Here is a 16,550-nt window from a genome sequence, read left to right as displayed (position 1 = left end):
CGGTTAGAAGAGCGCCGGTTCATGTGTACGTGCGGGGTTCTCCAAATCCAGCAGGAACCTTTTCCTCTCCAGTCCCCCGCCGTAACCGGTCAGCGAACCGTCAGCGCCAATGACTCGATGGCACGGAACAATAATACTGATGGGATTTCTGCCGTTCGCCGATCCCACCGCACGAACGATGTGCCGGTTGCCCAACTCGTCCGCCAGTTGCCCGTACGTCCGGGTCTGGCCGTAGGGAATTTCCGTGAGGAGCTGCCATACCCGCTGCTGGAAAGGGCTGCCCTCCGGAGCCATCGGCAGGGAGAATTCCTGTCGATCGCCGGCGAAGTATTCATTCAATTGCTCTGTCGCAGCTTCGAAACCGGCGCTGGTGCTCGAGCCGAAACTATCGCGGTTTGGCATCCGGGCTTGCTCGCCCATATAGGCAGCGCTGAGCACGCCGTCGGTATTCACCAGAGTGAGCATCCCGATTGGCGAGTCAATAGTGGTGTGCGTTTTCATGCCGAGTCCTCCATGGCCATCGGATACAACCCGCAGCCCGGCACATCCAAATTGTGCCCCGCCGGAGCCGTTCCGTGGCAGATAGTCTGCCGATTCTATAAGGTAGACGCACTGCAATCGGTAAACGTGAGATCGGAGGCCGGATTTCAGGCGTTAACTTTCGGCACCGCCCGGGCCAACGCAGCGCGCGCAGCGCCAGGGGGTTTATCCGGTGTCGGCGAACTCGATGCTGGTTTGTTGGTGGCCTCGGTGGGGTGTGCGGTTGAAGTAGTGGTTGCGGATCGGTTTCCGGTCGGGGTCCACGTAGCCCGGCGGGGTGAACCAGGGGATCCCGTGGCGGACGGTGATGACCCACTTTTCCTTGTGGATCAGGTGGTGGTGGTAGCTGCATAGCAGGCACCCGTTGTCAGTGGATGTCTCTCCGTCGTCGCTGGCGTATCGAATGTGGTGAGCCTCGGTCCAGGGTGCGGGCATGGTGCAGCCGGGGAAGGCGCATCCGCCGTCTCGGGCGACGAGGGCCCGGCGCAGGTTCGGTGGGAAGATCCGTCGGCCGGTGCCGAGGTCGAGGATTTGGCCGTTGCCGGCCAGCACGGCCGGGATGATCTCGGCGTCGCAAGCCAATTGGCGGATGTTGCCGGCGTGGACGGGACCGGAGAACACGTAGGAGCCGGTCCCGCCGGTACCAGTACCGCTGCCGTGTCGGCTCGGGCTGAAGACTGTTCCCGCCCGGTCGGGGCTGCCGTCACGGTCTGGGTGGTCTGTTGCGTTGGTGAGGTGGGCCAGGAGTTCCTGGTAGTCGATGACGGCCATGATTTGGGGCCGGTGTCCGCCGGTGTCGGGTAGTCCGCCGGTGGCCAGGGCGGCGTCGCAGGCGGCGACGAGCCCGTCGAGGCGTTTCTGCGCCACCGCCCGATTATCGATCGCCGCCGCCGGCACCGGAACACCACCGGCGGCACCACCATCACGATCGTCGGCATCCGAGCCAGTGCTGGTGTGGGCCGAGCTTGCCGAACCGGTGGCGGACGCGCCGGAGCTGGCGCCAACGGCGGTGGAACCGCCGGCACTGGCATACTGGCTGCCGCTGGTTTCGTCGGCGCCATCGGTACTACCCGCGCTACTGATGCTCCCCGTGCCGTTAGTGGCGATGGCTTCGCTTGCACCTGTGCCGGTGGCGCTTCCGGCGCTACTTCCCGCACGGCTGGCGGTGGCGCCGTTTCGGGTCGAACCCGTAGTGGTCGTGTTGCCTGTGTCGGGGTGGCAGCCGCGGGCGCGGGGGTTGGCGGCAGCGTTCATGGTAGTGATGAGATGTTCGTATTGGTCGTCGGTGGCCAGGATCTCCATCCGGTGCAACCCGGAGCGTTTACCGCGTAGGAATACTCCTTGCCGGTGGCGTAGTTCGGCCTCGGAGGGTTCGGGCCCGTCCTGGTCGATATGGTTCAACCACCGAGCGGCAGCCACCGTCACGAACTGCGGATCCCGCTCGGCGGCGACCTGGGCCAGTGATTGTTCCATCGCCTCAACCGTCTCCGGGCCAGCCCCGGTAGCCTTGGCCTTACCCAACGCGGTGGTCGCCGCCGTTGCCGCGGCGGCGGGGACGTGCCCGTCGGCCATCGCCACCGCCAACTGCTCATGAGCCGGCGGCACCGGCTGACCCGCCAACCCGGCCGAGGGCAACAACCCGGCCGCCAACTTGAGCCGCTTGGCTGCCTCGGGACGGTTCACCCGCACCACGTCACGCAAATAATCGGCAGTATTGCGGTACTCGCCCTGCCGCTTCCCCTCCGGCGTCACCCAACAATCAGCCGTACCCGATGTTTCGGCCTCATCGCGGACCTGCTCCAACCGGCCCGCGGCCACCACCTGCAAATGCTCCACCGTCCGCGAGAGCTCCTCAACCGAGGCCGCGAACCGCGCCGCAGCCTCCGCCGTGACCACACCGGATTGGCCCGACACCGCCCGGCGAGAGAAGTCCCGCAACGCGGCCGTGACCTCAGCGACCAAATCAGATTCAGAGCCGGCCGGCACGCCGCCGGCAGCGGCAGCGCCCACAGGCATGCCGCCGCCCGACGCCGGGGACCCCGGCGCCGAAACCACTGCTGCAACTGGCCTGTTCTCCATACCACCAACACTAGAACCGACCACCGACATTATTCGAACAAAGTACGAATCCAAGATAACGAACTGGTAACGAAGAAGTGGATCCAGCCTTCGGTTCTGCCCTCTTGCCGGGTCCATGGCTCCGCCATCCGCGACTGCCTGACCGGGCTGTACCGCTTCCGCCATCGCCCGCTACCCTCAAGCCCTGAGTGCAGCGCAACAGCACTTGCCCCACAGCTCTCTACGGCCACTATCTCTGCACTCACTAAGCAAACGCCGCTCCGCGCCCAGGGTGGAAACCCACCTGGTGCGGAACGGCGTCGTACTTTATAAGCGCTGCCGCGGAAGCGGACTATTGCAGCATGGCCCGGTCGTCATTGAGTGTCTCCCCCTTGACGTTCTCGAACTCCTGCAGCAAGCCCTTCACAGTCATCCTGGACTTACGCTCTTCATTCAGGTCAAACAGGATTCTGCCTTCATGCATCATGATGAGGCGGTTGCCGAGGCGCAGAGCCTGCTCCATATTATGGGTGACCATCAACGTCGTGAGTTTGTGCCGCTCGACGATCTCCGTAGTCAGCCGGGAGACCAGTTCCGCCCGCTGCGGATCCAATGCTGCAGTGTGCTCGTCCAGCATCAGCACTTCGGGCTCACTGAAGGTCGCCATCAACAGCGATAAAGCCTGACGTTGACCACCCGAGAGCAGCCCCACCTTGGCCTTGAGCCGGTTCTCCAGCCCAAGCTCCAAGGATTTCAGCTCCTCAGCAAACAGCTCACGCTTTTTATTGGTGACACCAATCCGGAAGCCACGGCGGCGGCCGCGCTCGTAAGCAATGGCCAGGTTCTCCTCGATGGTCATATTCGGTGAGCTTCCCGCCATCGGATCCTGGAAAACCCGGCCGATGTACTTGGCCCGCTGATGATCCGCCAGCTTGGTGACATCACGGTCCCCGATGATCACTCTTCCCGTTTCCGGCAGGAGTTTTCCCGCGGCGATGTTGAGCAGTGTCGACTTCCCCGCGCCATTACTGCCAATGACCGTGACGAAATCGCCACTGGGCAGCTGCAGCGACACGTCGTCCAGCGCCACCCGTTCGTTGACGGTGCCGGCGAAGAACGTCTTGCTGACATCATTAACTTCCAACATAGCTGCCCCTCGCCTTCGCACTCGTCTTGGTCTTCTTCAACGTACTGAAGGTGGGCAAGCGTTTGAAGAACTTCCATTGCGGCAGGATCAACGCAAGAATCACCAGCACCGCGGAGATGAGCTTCACGTCGGACGGGTCAAACCACTCGATCTGAAGCGCCAGTGTGATGAACACCCGGTAGGCAACGGCGCCCAGAATCACGGCGAGAGTCGAAACGAAGATCACCCGGCTTCCGAAGACCGCCTGGCCGACAATCACCGATGCCAGCCCCACCAGGATGAGCCCGATCCCCATGCTGATATCCGAAAATCCCTGATACTGCGCGATCAATGCGCCGCACAATGCGACGAATCCGTTCGAGATGGCCAGGCCCACGATCTTTGTCCGGTCTGTGCTGACGCCGAAACTGCGGATCATCTCCTGATTATCGCCGGTGGCCTGCATCGCCAGCCCCATATCGGTGTGCAGGAACCAGTCGAGGAACAGCTTCACGGCGATGGCAATCAGGGCGAAGATGGCAATCGATACCCAGGTTCCCAGCCATTCGTTCTCGCGTAATGGCGTCATCAGAGTGTCTTCGCGCAGCAGCGGTATGTTGGCGCTGCCCCCCATGATCCGCAGGTTGACGGAGTACAGCCCGATCATGGTGAGAATACCGGCAAGCAACCCGTTAATCTTCCCCTTGGTATGGAGAAGCCCCGTGATCACCCCGGCGAGCAGCCCGGCCACGAAAGCCGCGATGGTGCTCAGCAGCGGGGGCGCACCGCTGACGATCATGATGGCCGCAACGGAGGCCCCCGTGGTGAAACTCCCGTCAACCGTCAAATCGGGGAAGTCCAGGATGCGAAAGGTCAGGTAGACCCCTAGAGCCATAATCGCGTAGATCAGCCCTAATTCAACAGCTGTATACATTAACTAAGTACCTTGGTTCCTTTACCCTTACTTGATGACCTGGTCGGCCTCGTCCAGCAGGTCCTGCGGAACCTCAACCCCCATCCGCTCGGCGGCCTTGGTGTTGATCACGAGTTGAATATCGTCAAGGGTCTCGATCGGCATGGACGCCGGATCTGCCCCTTCGAGGACTTCGATGGCCATCATGCCGGTCTGGTAACCGAGCTTTTGGTAATCGATGCCGTACGTTGCGACACCGCCGCCTTTGACGGAGTTGGCTTCGCCAACGATCAACGGGATCTGCTTCGACTCCGCCACCTGGACCACAGACTTCAGGGCCGAAACGACGGCGTTATCGGTAGGTACGTAAATGGCGTCGACGTCGAGGGAGTTCGCCGCCTGCTGCACCTCGGAGGAGTTGCTGACCGTGGCTTCCTGGACCTTGAGTCCCATTTCCTTGGCCGCCTTGCGGGCTATCTTCACCTGGACTTCGGAGTTCACCTCGCCGGAGCTGTAAACGATTCCCACACTCTTGGCATCAGGGGCCAATTCCTTAACCAGGCTCAACTGCTTCTCGACCGGGTTCAGGTCACTGGTGCCGGTGACATTACCGCCAGGCTTCTCCAGCGAGTCCACCAGACCGGCTTCCACCGGAGCGGTGACGGCGGTGATCAACACCGGGATGTCGGTAATGGTCTGGGCTGCTGCCTGGGCGGTTGGCGTTGCGATGGCCAGCACCAGGTCCTTGTTGTCGGAGGCGAACTGGCTCGCGATCGTGGTTGCGGTTGCCTGATCGGCCTGAGCGTTCTGCTCGTCGAACACGGCATTCTCATAGCCGTTCTCCTTCAGCGCCTGCTTAAACCCCTTGCGGGCGGCATCGAGTGAGGGATGTTCGACAATCTGGGTGATGCCGATCTGTACGGGTTCCGAGCCGCCGGCCTCTTCGCCGCCGCCTCCGGAACCGCCGCTGCTGCCACAGCCGGTCAGCATGAGGGCCGAGGCGAAAAGCCCCGCGCCAACTTTAATGAGTGATGAACGGTTCACTGGGATAGTTCCTTTCACGGAATGGAGTTTCCGGTAGTAATCATCTGTGATTTGACTCATATTGTCTAAGCTTGCCAGCGCGCCAAATACAAATTGTCTCCACGCCGGGCTGATTACTGTCAGGATGATCGCTGCGAACCACGACGGAGACGATTCGTCCACTACGTAATCAATTCGTTAGCGACCACCCGCCGCCAGTGACGGTTGTCACCGCCAGCGGCTACACTGTCGGCCAACGGTCCGACAACAGCAAAGGGGTGTCGCGAGTGCGGGATAACGAGACGTCAAACGCCGTTCTGACCCGGACCGTGATGCTGGTGCTCCTGGCGTTGGGGTTGATAGTTCTCGGTGCCAATTCAATGGGCCCGATCGCAGCAGTTCCGCGCTTCGACATCGACCAACTGCGGCCGCCGGAGCCGATCAGCGAACAGATCCGGCCATCCTCTCCGGCCACCGCAGCGCCCGGTTCCGATTCGGGCACGGACGACCAGTCATTACTCCCGGTGGTGGTGATGGTGGCCGCCGGCGTGATCGTGCTGGCCGGCTTCGCCGCCGTGGCCCACGCCGCCGCACGGACCCTGTATTCGGCCCGGCGGCGGCCCGTGGAAGACACGGAACCCGGCCGTGCAATCGCACCGACACTCTCTGATGCTGAAGCAGCGCAATTCCATCAGCATTTCGACGACGCTCAAGCCGCGCTGCTCGACCCCGGTGCCACCGACAACGCGGTGATCCGCTGCTGGCTGTCATTGGAACGAGCCGCCGCATTGGCCGGTTCCGGCCGCAGGCTCAACCAGACGCCGTCGGAGTTCACGACGACCGTGCTGCATGCCTTCGATACCGACCCCGGCGACACCGCCGTCATCCTTCGCCTGTATCAACGTGCCCGGTACGGGGCTACACCGTCGATCCCCATGAAGCCGGACGACCTGGCAGCCGCGCGGACTGCCCTCGAGTCGCTGCGCCGCGACATCGAAAAGCATCTGCCCCGGAGCCCTGCCCGATGAAACCGCCGTCGACGGACAAGCGCCAACCGAAGACGGGGGCCGTCGCGCCCAGCCCTCCCGGGCGGAAACGGCGCCCGTGGCGACTTCCGGCACTGTTCGCTTTGATCGCCCTGTGTTTGGTCTGGGTCTACACAGTGGATATCAGCCATGCCGCGGCTATTGTCGCCGGTGCCGTCGTGCTGGGTCTGTGCAATGAATTCGTGGAAGGACTCACCACCGCGCGGCTGCGGCCGGCACAACTGAAAGGTCTGGAACACGGTGCCAACGAACAGCAGTTCCTCGCTTATTCACTCACTGGTGACCGTCCGGTTGGCGAGCGGGCGTACCGGCGCTTCGTCCGGCTGGCACGGGGCAGGCTGGCCAAGGTGGGCATCGGTTTGGCAGACGACGACGGCGGCAGCGCATCCGAACGCCGTCCCGGTACACCGAGTCCGTTGTTGCGCGCCATCATCACCGACCCGGAACGCGGAGCCCGCATGACCCACGCCGAATTATCCAACTGCCTGGACGAACTCGATGCGCTGGACCGCCCGGCACGGGCGGGACTGCCACAACAGGAAAGCAGGTCGGCACTATGAACAGCACCGCAACCATGTCCATCGAGGAGGTGAGCCAGCGCAGCACGGAGATCCTCGACGAAGCGGGGACGGTCATTGTCGGCATGGAAGAGCCGCTGAGGCTCGCCCTCGGCGCGGTGCTCGCAGGTGGCCACGTTTACTTCGAGGATATGCCCGGGCTGGGCAAGACGCTGGCCGCAAAAAGCCTGGCCGGAGTACTGGGGCTGGGGTTCCGCCGGGTGCAGTGCACCCCTGACCTGTTGCCGGCCGACATCACCGGATCCTCTATCTACGATCCGGCGGCCAGGCAATTCGAGTTCCGGCCCGGACCGATCTTCACCGGCCTGTTCCTGGCCGATGAAATCAACCGCACCTCTCCGAAAACACAGTCAGCCCTGTTGGAAGCGATGGCCGAACGCCAGGTATCGGTTGAAGGCGGGAGTCTGCCGTTGCCGCAGCCGTTCCACGTGTTCGCCACCTCCAACCCCATCGAATTCGAAGGCACATACCCCTTGCCCGAGGCGCAACTGGATAGATTCCTGGTCCGGCTGACCGTCGGATACCCGTCCGGATCGGGGGAAGCCGAAATTATCCGGCGCCGGATTTACAGACGGCAGGAAGCTGCCGAGGTGCGGACGCTGTGCGACCCGGATACGCTGCTGGCCATGCAGACCGCCGTCGAACACGTGAATGTTGACCCGGACATCCTCGCCTATGCAGTCGGCATCGCCGCCGCCACCCGGAACCATAACGACGTCGAGGTTGGTGCCTCTCCGCGTGGGTCCCAAGCGATGATTCTGCTCTCCCGGGCACTGGCCGCCGCAGAGGGGCGGGACTTTGTAGTGCCCGAAGACATTAAGGGCACCGCCGTGCCGGTGCTGGCCCATCGCCTCACCTTGACGCCATCATCATGGGCACGCGGAATACGTCCCGAATCCGCAGTCGAGGACGCCGTCAACCGGGTGGCTGCTCCCCCATCAGTGGGCCACAGTGCCTGAACGCCGACCCTTCAGACTTCGACCCGATCCATCGCTTCTTACCGGCCCGTGGAGCGTCGCCGCGCTGCTTGGGTCCGCGTGCCTCGCTGCAGGACTGATCGCCGGTCGCGCCGACGTCGTCGTGACCGGCATCCCGCTGATTCTGGCCGCGGTGGCGGCACTGGCCTCTCCCAGGAGGCCGGATGCGCCTGTCACGGCGGACAATGACGCCGCCGTGCGGGATGGTCAGTTCTATCAGGTCCCGCTCCATGTCGACGCCGACGGCGGATTGGTGGCCATTGCGGTCACCGGTTCCGGACCGACGCCACGCAGCTACCTGTTGGACGCCTCTCAGCGGGACCTGCAGCTGACGATTGAACTTCCGTTATCCGGTCGGCGGGATATTTACGCGTTGAGCTGGGCGTCGATTTCGGCCGACGCGGCCAGGATTGGGCAGTTGGGGGCCGCGCCGTCCGTTCCCTACACGGTGCTGCCTTCCATCGACCGACTGGACATCCTGCCGCTGCCGCCCAGGCTCAGCGGACTGACCGGCGATCATTCCTCCCGCAATCCCGGCGACGGCGGCGACCTGCGGGACGTGCATCCATTCCGCCCGGGCGATGCGCGGCGCCGCATCGATTGGCGTGCCACGGCCCGGCTCTCTCCGGACCAGAGCGACCTCTATGTCCGCCGCACGCATACAACGTCCGAGGCCACAGTGATGCTGGTGGTCGATGCCCGGAGCGACCTGAGCAGCGAAGCCGCCACCTGGTACGGCGGGCAACCTCCCACACCGCTGACCTACTCGTCGCTGCATCTGTCCCGCCAGGGCGCCACACTGCTGGCCGCATCGTATCTGCACCGCGGCGACCGGGTGGGGGTGATGGAGCTGGCCGGCTACCGCCGGGGTTTGCGTGCCGCTGCCGGACGCCGCCAGCTGGAGCTGATCCGGCTCAGGTTGTCGTCGTTGCGGGTGGACCAACACCTGGACAAGCCGCGGCAGGATCCGGTGCTTCCAGCCGACTGCCTGGTCATGATGCTGTCACCGTTCATGAACGACGACGGCGAACGGCTGCTGCTCAAATGGCACCGCCTGGGTCATTCAGTGATCGGTATAGACACGCTTCCCCGGCTCAATACCACCGGACTGTCCAAAACTGAGGGACTTGCGCTGCGGATGGAATTGATGGCGCGGAAGGACCGGATCGAGCGCGTGCGGCAGCGCGGATTGCCGGTATTTGGATTCAGGGGTCCGGAGGACGCTGCCAGCGAGACGGATCCCGATGCGGTTGCCGGAGTGTTGCCGCTGGCCGCTGGGCTGCGCATGATGCAGCGAACCGCCGCACACCGGCGCACCACTGCAGGCAGGAGCACATCGTGAGTTCCGGTTCCTGGATCCGCCCGCCGATGGAAGGCGCCCATCCTGCCACCGGTCTGGCAATCGGTCGGTCGGTCCCCGCCTGGGCACTCTCTGCAGCGGCATTGCTGATCGCGCTGGCAGTCAGTGCCCCGATGCTGGCGCTAAACAGCGCCTGGATGGTGTTGCCGGTCGGTTCATTTGTGCTGACGGCCCTGCGCCCCTCCGTCGGCGCCATGCTGCTGTCGCTGTTCCTGCTGGCAGCCGGCTGGTACTTCAGCAATGACGGTCTGTCGCTGCTGACTCCGGTGCTGGTGCTGGCCGTGCACGGACTGTACGTGCTGTACTCGGTGACGGCGGCAGTGCCGGCGCGCACCCGGGTCTGCCTGCCGGCGCTCAAGACGCTTGCGGTGAGCTTCCTGAAAATCCAGCTCATCGCACAGGCACTGACTGTGCTGGCGTTGCTGACAGAACAGCCCCGGGGTATTACCGCCGTGTCGGTCGCGGCCGCAGCCGTGCTGATGATGGTGGTGGGATTCCTCTGGAGGGCCGTGTCGAGGACCCGGGCACGGTGATCCTGCACTAGACCTTTTCGCCGCTGCCTGCGGGCTGCGCCGCCGCCATCAACTCGAAGATCGCCTCCGCGTGGCGGTCTCCCCAGAACCGATGCCAACCCGCCAGCGCCTCAGGGACCATCACGTCGAGCATCTTGAATATCTCATAGGCAAATTCCACCGGAGCCCAGGAACCAGCGGTGATAATACTGGAGCCGGCGACGGCGAAACGTTCCCGATAGAGGTGATGGCCGGTGTAGCCGGGCAGCGAAGCGATTTCCTCCAGTGCATTGCTGGTGTGTTCCACCTGATTCAGCGCACCGCTGGCGGCGAGCGCCTCGGTGGCCCCGCAGATGGCGGCGACGGGCACCTCACGGGCGGCCAACGATCTGGCCAGTTCCAGGATCGGCTCATGGGGCTCCAACTCGCCCCAGCTTTCAGCGCCCGGAAGAATGAGCAGGTCGATCTCTCCGGGATCCAGCGCCCCGACGGTGGTGTCCGGCAATACGGACATGCCGCCCATGGTCCGGATGGCGGCGGCGGACGCACCCGCCGTGTGCAAGGTGACGGCAACATCAGGCCTGAGGAAGCGGCCGGTCGCCAGCTCCGCCGTCGCATATCCAACTTCCCAATCGGCCATCTGGTCCGGCAGGTACATCACTACATTAATGTGTCGCATTACGAGCCCCTTGGTCGGTGATGTTTTGATGTTACGGACCATCGCGGACCGGTTTGGTCCTGAATATCGGATAGATTCAAAACATGTTGGAAACGTCAGCGCGGTTGCTGCAATTGCTGTCCCTGTTGCAGGTGCACCGGGAGTGGACCGGCGGCGCCCTGGCCGAACGAATGGAGGTCACCGAACGCACCGTCCGCCGCGATATAGGCAAACTGCGCTCCCTCGGCTATCCGATCTCGGCCTCCCCGGGAGTCGCCGGTGGGTATCAGTTGGGTGCCGGAGCCCGGTTGCCGCCGTTGCTGCTCGACGACGGCGAGGCGCTGGCCGTCGCGCTCGGACTGGCGACCGTGGCCTCCGGACCGGTGGCCGGAATCGGCGAATCCTCCGTTCGTGCGCTGGCGAAGCTGGAACAGGTGCTGCCGCCCCGGCTGCGGCCAAGATTCTCCGCGCTGAAGGGATCGGTCAGCACGTTGCCCACTCCGGCGTCGCCCGTGGATCCCGACTATCTGACGGCGGTCTCGGGGGCCATTTCAGAACGGCGGGCTATCGGATTCACCTACAGCAAATCCGAAGGCGCACCCGAGCGGAGAATCGTGGAGCCGTACCATCTGGTCAACACCGGGCGACGGTGGTACCTGGTCGCCTGGGACACCATGCGCCAGGACTGGCGGACCTTCCGGGTGGACCGGATCAACAGCGCACCGACCGAGCGGCATAAGTACCTGCCCCGCCCGCTACCGGCCGATAATGTCGTCGACTACGTGCAGCAATCCATTACCCGCTCGCCCTACCGTTACGACGTCGTCGTCCGTCTGCATGCGCCCATGGCGCATGTGGCCGAATATATTGGGCCCTCGCTGGCCCAACTGACGCCCGACGGCCCTGGCCACACGATACTGAAGGCGGGCTGGGATTCACTGGACTATGCGCTGATGCATCTGTCAATACTCGACGTCGACTTCGACGTGCTGGAGCCGGCCGAGCTGCGGGACCGCGCCCGGCAGATGGCCGAACGGCTGGCCCGATCGGGAAGCGGAGAAGCGGATTGATCTGACGCCTCCCGGCGGTATCCGTGACCGACTACCCATCACCACGGCCTTGACTGTCACCATCGCCGAAAGCGGTTTTTCCGCTGCAGCCGGCTTTCCAAACGTTCTGCCGTCATCCGCGTCGTCTTCCGGCCCAGGTAGGGCTCATCCGCCTCATGCCCGGGCTCACCACGACCTCCGTGGCCGACCACGCGGTTGCGATACGCCCTGCGCCGGACCATTCCCATCACCAGCACCACCAGCCCGGCCAGGAACAGCGCCCCTCCCAGTCCCAGCAACAGGGCAATCATGAAGGTGTCGCCCTCCCCGTTGAGGTACACCATGCGTGAATACTGGTTAACCCCCGGCACCAGCAAAAACAGCGAGCCGATGACGGCCAGGCCGCCGATCAGCAGCCGCACGCTTCCCGACGCGTCCTTATCCGGTGCGGAGCCGCTGCCCATCTGGCGATCCTCTCTGCAGGCACGGTATGCCGGACGATCGGCGGGATCGGCGGCCATAGCCACAAAGTACCACGCCGTCGGTGGGCGCATATCACCCCCGCCGCGGCGCGAAGGAGGGGCCGGCTCCCCCGGACGGGCCTCCGACCGGCCGTTGTCCGCACCTGTGCCAATGGCCGATAAACTGGCACCGACATGACACTGCAGATCACCTATCCTCCCGAGCTGCCCGTCACCGAACGCCGCGAGGACATCAAGGCGGCCATCGCCGCCAACCAGGTGACCATCATTGCCGGCGAAACCGGATCCGGGAAGACGACGCAGATCCCGAAGATGTGCGTCGAACTCGGATTAGCTGAGAACGGCCTGGTCGGCCACACCCAGCCGCGGCGGCTGGCGGCACGCACTGTCGCGGAGCGGATCTCCTCCGAGCTCGACGTCGAGTTGGGCGCCGAAATCGGCTACCAGGTCCGTTTCACCGGTCGGGTCGGCGACAACACGCAGATCAAGCTGATGACCGATGGCATCCTGCTGGCCGAGATCCAGCACGACAAGCTGCTCAAGCGGTACAGCACCATCATCATCGACGAAGCGCACGAGCGCAGCCTCAACATCGACTTCATCCTCGGCTACCTCAAGCAAATCCTGCCCAAGCGCCCGGACCTGAAGGTCGTCATCACCTCGGCCACCATCGACCCCGAGCGGTTCGCGGAGCATTTCGCGGGTCCGGACGGCCCGGCACCCATCGTGGAGGTGTCCGGGCGCACCTATCCCGTCGAGGTCCGGTACCGCCCGCTGAACCAACCGCCCGGAGAATCCGACTCCGACGACGAACTGGAAGAAGACCGCGACCCGCTCGACGCCGTCGGCGATGCCGTGGAGGAGCTCGCGGCCGAGGCACCGGGCGACATTCTGATCTTTTTCTCCGGTGAGCGGGAGATCCGCGACGCTTCCGACGCCTTGCAGCGCCGAGTCAAGCACAATCCACGGCTCTCGGAAGCCGAAATCCTGCCGCTGTTTGCCCGCCTGTCATTGGCGGAGCAGCACCGCGTCTTCAACCCCGGAGGACGACGGCGGATCGTGCTGGCCACGAACGTCGCCGAAACATCGCTGACCGTCCCGGGCATTAAGTACGTGATCGACCCGGGCACGGCGCGGATTTCGCGTTACTCTCACCGCACCAAGGTGCAACGGCTGCCCATCGAACGGGTGTCCCAGGCCTCGGCGAGCCAGCGCGCCGGCCGCTGCGGACGCGTCTCGGACGGTATCTGCATCCGGCTCTACTCGGAAGAGGATTTCGAGGCCCGCCGCGAATTCACCGATCCGGAGATCCTGCGCACCAATCTCGCCGCCGTCATCCTGCAAATGACTGCCATGGGGGTGGCGAAGGGACCGAAGGACATCGGCAACTTCCCCTTCGTCGAACCGCCGGATGCGAAGGCGGTCAACGACGGCGTCACCCTGCTGCGCGAGCTGGGAGCCCTGGCGGACAAGCACGGCGGGCTCACCGCCATCGGACGCAAACTCTCCCGGCTGCCTGTCGATCCGCGACTGGGCCGGATGGTTATCGAAGCCGGCACCCGCGACTGTGCCCGCGAAGTGATGGTGCTGACCGCGGCGCTGACTATTCAGGACCCCCGCGAGCGCCCCCAGCGGGACAGCACAGATAAACAGCAGCAGGCGAACGAAATGCACAAGAGGTTCGTCGACGAGAATTCGGACTTCACCGGGTACCTGTTGTTGTGGCGCTACATCCAGCAAAAGCAGCAGGAGCTCTCTTCCAGCCAGTTCCGCAAGCTTTGCCACCGCGAATTCCTCAATTACCTGCGGATCCGCGAATGGCAGGATCTGTTCACCCAGCTGCGGCAGTTGGCCAAGCCGCTGGGAATTAAGCTGTCGAACAACCGGGATGTCGACCCGGTGGCCAAGGACGAGCCGGTCCATATCAGCCTGCTGTCCGGGCTGCTCAGCCACATCGGCCTGCGCGACGAACGCAAACGGGACTACGCCGGGGCGCGCGGCACCCGCTTTGCCATCTTCCCCGGTTCGGCCCTGTTCAAGAAGAATCCGGACTGGGTGATGGCCGCCGAGCTGGTGGAAACCAGCCGGCTGTGGGCACGCGTGGTCGCCAAATTCGACCCGCTGTGGGTGGAGCAGGTCGCTCCCCAGCTGGTCAAGCGCAGCTACAGCGAACCCCACTGGTCCAGGAAGATGGGCTCGGTGATGGCCTACGAGAAAGTCACCCTCTACGGGGTGCCGGTGGTTCCGCAGCGCCGGATCAACTACGGGCGGATCGACCGTGAACTGGCCCGGGACATGTTCATCCGCCATGCACTGGTGGAAGGCGACTGGCGCACCCACCACAAGTTCTTCCACCGCAACCGGGCGTTGCTGGACGAGGTCGAGGACCTGGAAAACCGGATGCGCCGCCGCGACATCCGGGTCGACGACGAGACGCTCTTCGAGTTCTACGACCAACGCATCGGCGAAAACGTGGTCTCGGAACGGCATTTCGATAAGTGGTGGAAGCACGCCCGGCATGAAGACCCGAACCTGCTCGACTTCAGCGAAGACCTGCTGCTCAGCGATGAGGCCGAGGAACTGGACGAATCCGCCTTCCCGAAAACCTGGCTCCAGGCGGGCTTCGAGCTGCGGCTCGACTACGAATTCTCGCCGATGGAACCCAACGCTTCCGACGGCGTCACGGTGACCGTGCCCGTCCTGTTCCTGAACCAGCTGGACCCGGCACCGTTCCAATGGCAGATCCCCGGACTACGCACCGAACTGGTGACCGCGCTGATCAAGTCCCTGCCCAAGGCCGTGCGGAAGAACTTCGTTCCCGCCCCGGATGTTGCCCGGCAGGCGACGGCGGCGCTGGAGGCGGACTTCGATCCGGTCTCGGACCCGCTGGAATCGTCACTGGAACTGGCCCTGCGGCGGCTCAAGGGCCACATGATTCCGCCGGGCTCCTGGAACTGGGAAACGGTCCCGGAACATTTGAAGATGACCTTCAAGGTGGTCGACGACGGCGGGAAGGTGCTCAGCGAGGGCAAAGACCTGGCAGCCGCGCAGCAGGAGCTCGCCGGCGCATCCCGCCAGGCCATCGCCGAGTCCCTCGGCGCCACCCCCAAGACCGTGCACCAGGGTCTCCACGCTGGGTCTCGATGCGGGGTCTCCACGCGGCGCGGAGCGCCTTGGTCGACCACCGAAGCGGTGGTCGACCAAGCGAGCCCCGGCGAGCGCGCGGAGACCCGCGCGGAGACCCGCGTCGAGACCCCTGCAACCCACGAGACCTCGGGCCGGACGAGCTGGACCTTCGGCTCCATCGACAGCCAGGTGAGCAGGATCGTTGCGGGACACGAGGTCACCGGCTATCCCGCATTGGTGGACGAAGGCAAGACGGTCGGGCTGCGAATCTTCCAGTCCGGCGCCGAACAGCGCGAAGCGATGCGGGCCGGGCTGATCCAGTTGCTCGCGCTGCGTGTCCCCTCCCCCGCCAAGTACGTGCTGGACCACCTGAGCAACCACGAAAAACTGACCTTCAGCCAGAACCCGCACGGCAGCGTTGCTTCGCTGATTGACGACTGCACGGTTGCCGCCATCGACAAGCTGACTCCCGCCGTCGTCGACCCGGCCGGCAACCTGGCAGTGGCCACCGAAACCCAGTTCAACGAACTCTACGAACACGTGCGCGCGGAATTAGTGGACACCATGTTCACGGTGACCGCCGCCGTGGAGAAGATCCTGGCCAGCGCCCGCCGGATCGAGAAACAGCTCAAATCCAGCAGCAGCCTGGCCATGATCAGCGGACTCAACGACATCAAGGCGCAACTGGAGAATCTCGTCTACCCGGGCTTCGTGGCGAACACCGGGTACCAGCAACTCAGCTCACTGCCACGCTACCTCGCCGCCATCGAACGGCGACTGGAGAAAATGCCATCCAATCTGCAACGCGACGGGCTCAATATGGCCGTAGTCCAGCAGTTGGAGGATGAGTACGACGACGCCGTCGCCGCCTTGCAGCCCGGCAGCAGCCCGACGGCGGAACTGGGCCAAGTGCGTTGGATGCTCGAGGAGCTGCGGGTCAGCCTCTTCGCCGTCGAACTCGGCACGCCATATAAGGTCTCGGAGAAGCGGATCCGGAAGGCCCTGAGCGGGGCCATGGAGTCCGCGGCCGTCTAGAATCAGCCTGCCCGGCCACTGGCCGGGCAGGTGCTTGAGACCAAAACAAGGGATACCTGATCGTTAG

At 64.2% G+C, this 16,550-nt stretch carries 14 protein-coding genes; 7 read left to right on the top strand and 7 right to left on the bottom strand.

Going from position 1 to position 16,550, the window contains the following annotated elements:
- Positions 1–3: 3 nt before the first annotated feature.
- The 5 genes from H535_RS0100655 to H535_RS0100635 all read right to left on the bottom strand — a co-directional run bounded on the left by H535_RS0100655 (position 4) and on the right by H535_RS0100635 (position 5,681).
- The gene (locus H535_RS0100655; RefSeq protein WP_026818008.1) at positions 4–501 is read right to left on the bottom strand and encodes a methylated-DNA--[protein]-cysteine S-methyltransferase; all 498 of its coding nucleotides are present in this window, start codon (positions 499–501) and stop codon (positions 4–6) included.
- 204 nt (positions 502–705) lie between these two features.
- On the bottom strand, positions 706–2,619 hold the full coding sequence (locus H535_RS29520) for an HNH endonuclease (RefSeq protein WP_245580096.1): 1,914 nt from the start codon (positions 2,617–2,619) through the stop codon (positions 706–708).
- Between the two features lie 331 nt (positions 2,620–2,950).
- Positions 2,951–3,745: an ABC transporter ATP-binding protein gene (locus tag H535_RS0100645; protein WP_026818007.1), complete on the bottom strand. Its 795-nt coding sequence runs from the start codon at positions 3,743–3,745 to the stop codon at positions 2,951–2,953.
- Positions 3,732–4,658: an ABC transporter permease gene (locus tag H535_RS0100640; RefSeq protein ID WP_026818006.1), complete on the bottom strand. Its 927-nt coding sequence runs from the start codon at positions 4,656–4,658 to the stop codon at positions 3,732–3,734. Before H535_RS0100640 ends, H535_RS0100645 begins: the two co-directional genes overlap by 14 nt.
- 27 nt (positions 4,659–4,685) lie before the next feature.
- Complete coding sequence (locus H535_RS0100635; RefSeq protein WP_026818005.1) at positions 4,686–5,681, bottom strand: ABC transporter substrate-binding protein; 996 nt, start codon at positions 5,679–5,681, stop codon at positions 4,686–4,688.
- Between the two features lie 197 nt (positions 5,682–5,878).
- On the opposite strand from H535_RS0100635, the gene H535_RS27495 reads away from it, so the two are divergent.
- The 5 genes from H535_RS27495 to H535_RS0100610 are packed head-to-tail and all read left to right on the top strand — an operon-like array spanning position 5,879 to position 10,154.
- Positions 5,879–6,688 carry a DUF4129 domain-containing protein gene (locus H535_RS27495; protein WP_026818004.1) on the top strand — a complete coding sequence of 270 codons (810 nt, stop codon included), beginning with the start codon at positions 5,879–5,881 and terminating at the stop codon, positions 6,686–6,688.
- Positions 6,685–7,266, top strand: a complete 582-nt coding sequence (locus H535_RS22645) for a hypothetical protein (protein ID WP_026818003.1) — start codon at positions 6,685–6,687, stop codon at positions 7,264–7,266. The genes H535_RS27495 and H535_RS22645 overlap by 4 nt, the downstream gene beginning before the upstream one ends.
- Positions 7,263–8,243, top strand: a complete 981-nt coding sequence (locus tag H535_RS0100620) for an AAA family ATPase (protein ID WP_026818002.1) — start codon at positions 7,263–7,265, stop codon at positions 8,241–8,243. Before H535_RS22645 ends, H535_RS0100620 begins: the two co-directional genes overlap by 4 nt.
- Positions 8,236–9,603 carry a DUF58 domain-containing protein gene (locus H535_RS27490; protein WP_162144842.1) on the top strand — a complete coding sequence of 456 codons (1,368 nt, stop codon included), beginning with the start codon at positions 8,236–8,238 and terminating at the stop codon, positions 9,601–9,603. The genes H535_RS0100620 and H535_RS27490 overlap by 8 nt, the downstream gene beginning before the upstream one ends.
- Positions 9,600–10,154: a hypothetical protein gene (locus tag H535_RS0100610; RefSeq protein ID WP_026818001.1), complete on the top strand. Its 555-nt coding sequence runs from the start codon at positions 9,600–9,602 to the stop codon at positions 10,152–10,154. Before H535_RS27490 ends, H535_RS0100610 begins: the two co-directional genes overlap by 4 nt.
- Positions 10,155–10,161: 7 nt before the next feature.
- Here H535_RS0100610 and H535_RS0100605 read toward each other — a convergent pair whose 3' ends face one another.
- Complete coding sequence (locus H535_RS0100605; protein ID WP_026818000.1) at positions 10,162–10,812, bottom strand: DJ-1/PfpI family protein; 651 nt, start codon at positions 10,810–10,812, stop codon at positions 10,162–10,164.
- Positions 10,813–10,895: 83 nt separating this feature from the next.
- Here H535_RS0100605 and H535_RS0100600 point away from each other — a divergent pair, with 83 nt between their 5' ends.
- The gene (locus H535_RS0100600) at positions 10,896–11,861 is read left to right on the top strand and encodes a helix-turn-helix transcriptional regulator (protein WP_026817999.1); all 966 of its coding nucleotides are present in this window, start codon (positions 10,896–10,898) and stop codon (positions 11,859–11,861) included.
- Between the two features lie 56 nt (positions 11,862–11,917).
- Here H535_RS0100600 and H535_RS0100595 read toward each other — a convergent pair whose 3' ends face one another.
- Entirely contained in the window at positions 11,918–12,304 is a 387-nt protein-coding gene (locus H535_RS0100595) for a hypothetical protein (protein WP_026817998.1), read from the bottom strand.
- 192 nt (positions 12,305–12,496) lie between these two features.
- On the opposite strand from H535_RS0100595, the gene hrpA reads away from it, so the two are divergent.
- Positions 12,497–16,483 carry an ATP-dependent RNA helicase HrpA gene (hrpA, locus tag H535_RS0100590; RefSeq protein WP_026817997.1) on the top strand — a complete coding sequence of 1,329 codons (3,987 nt, stop codon included), beginning with the start codon at positions 12,497–12,499 and terminating at the stop codon, positions 16,481–16,483.
- Positions 16,484–16,550 lie beyond the last annotated feature (67 nt).

Origin of the sequence: Arthrobacter castelli DSM 16402 (assembly GCF_000430705.1) — a bacterium.
In the GTDB taxonomy this organism is placed as follows: Bacteria; Actinomycetota; Actinomycetes; order Actinomycetales; family Micrococcaceae; genus Arthrobacter_C; species Arthrobacter_C castelli.
The sequence above is the reverse complement of the archived record's forward strand: the minus strand, read 5'-3'. Positions and strand labels throughout refer to the sequence as shown.

Excerpts from the sequence above, each read along its gene's own strand:
- H535_RS0100605 (WP_026818000.1), bottom strand. The coding sequence starts at position 10,812 with ATGCGACACATTAATGTAGTGATGTACCTGCCGGACCAGATGGCCGAT.
- H535_RS0100655 (WP_026818008.1), bottom strand. The coding sequence starts at position 501 with ATGAAAACGCACACCACTATTGACTCGCCAATCGGGATGCTCACTCTG.
- H535_RS0100595 (WP_026817998.1), bottom strand. The coding sequence starts at position 12,304 with ATGGGCAGCGGCTCCGCACCGGATAAGGACGCGTCGGGAAGCGTGCGG.
- H535_RS0100640 (WP_026818006.1), bottom strand. The coding sequence starts at position 4,658 with ATGTATACAGCTGTTGAATTAGGGCTGATCTACGCGATTATGGCTCTA.
- H535_RS0100645 (WP_026818007.1), bottom strand. The coding sequence starts at position 3,745 with ATGTTGGAAGTTAATGATGTCAGCAAGACGTTCTTCGCCGGCACCGTC.
- H535_RS29520 (WP_245580096.1), bottom strand. The coding sequence starts at position 2,619 with ATGGAGAACAGGCCAGTTGCAGCAGTGGTTTCGGCGCCGGGGTCCCCG.
- H535_RS0100600 (WP_026817999.1), top strand. The coding sequence starts at position 10,896 with ATGTTGGAAACGTCAGCGCGGTTGCTGCAATTGCTGTCCCTGTTGCAG.
- H535_RS0100620 (WP_026818002.1), top strand. The coding sequence starts at position 7,263 with ATGAACAGCACCGCAACCATGTCCATCGAGGAGGTGAGCCAGCGCAGC.
- H535_RS22645 (WP_026818003.1), top strand. The coding sequence starts at position 6,685 with ATGAAACCGCCGTCGACGGACAAGCGCCAACCGAAGACGGGGGCCGTC.
- hrpA (WP_026817997.1), top strand. The coding sequence starts at position 12,497 with ATGACACTGCAGATCACCTATCCTCCCGAGCTGCCCGTCACCGAACGC.